At 66.3% G+C, this 889-nt stretch carries 1 protein-coding gene; it reads right to left on the bottom strand.

The window, feature by feature from the left end; all coding sequences use genetic code 11:
- The coding region (locus J0A65_RS23640; RefSeq protein ID WP_206596729.1) for a TolC family protein at positions 1 to 817 on the bottom strand (817 nt) is incomplete at its 3' end.
- Positions 818 to 889 lie beyond the last annotated feature (72 nt).

Genomic DNA, 889 nt, shown 5'->3' with positions numbered 1-889 from the left:
CGAGGCTGACCGTGAGATCGGCAATGCGCCGACTCTTCTCCACCGCGATAGCGGCCTCCTGGCGCTCGATCTCGATCTGCGCCAGACGCATCGGCGCGGCACTGTCCAGACGGCGCAACAGCTCTGTCACACCCGGTAGCGCGGGCAGGCTGGCGGCATCGCCGCTCAGCTCCAGCTCATCCGCGCTGGCCTGCGGGCCGATGACCGCCAGTAGCTGGCTCATGGCATTGCGCCGTTGATCGCGGGCACGCGCGGTTTCCAGGCGCACCTCGTCGAACTGCAGGCGGGCCCGTGCGACCTCCAGCGGGGACGCCTTGCCCGCCTTGACTCGCGCCTCGACCACCGCGACGCCACGCTCACTCAGCGCTTGTGCCTGTTCGGCCAGGGTCTGGCGCATCGTCGCCAGCAACGTCCCCTGAAATGCCGCCACCACCTCGGCACGCAGTTCGTTGCGCAGTTGCTCCTGGCCTATCGAGGCGCTGTCGATACCGCGCTCGGCCAGCTCGATGCGGGCACCGCGCTTGCCCCCCAGTTCGATCGGCTGGCTGATCTGTACCGTGGTGGTTCGCGTCGCACTGCGCGTGTCCTCCACCTCCCAGGACAACTCCGGGTTGGGCAGCACCCCGGCCTGCCTGCGCTCGCCCTCGGCAATGCCGGCATTGCGTTCACCGGCCAGCAGCGACGGGTTGCCTTGCAGGGCTCGTTCCCACGCCTGGCTCAGCGTGATCGCTGTCGACGCATTGGCCTGGCCCAGGGTGAACACGAAAGCAGCGGCCAGGCCCCATACTTCAGCAACTTTCGAATATCGCCTCGACAAGTTATTTCCTCCACACAGATATAAATCCGCAGACATGCGTGCACGTCTCGGCAAACTTCATTCGGTGCAGAA

The organism is Bowmanella yangjiangensis (assembly GCF_017255015.1).
Classification (GTDB): Bacteria; Pseudomonadota; Gammaproteobacteria; order Enterobacterales; family Alteromonadaceae; genus Bowmanella; species Bowmanella yangjiangensis.
The sequence above is the reverse complement of the archived record's forward strand: the minus strand, read 5'-3'. Positions and strand labels throughout refer to the sequence as shown.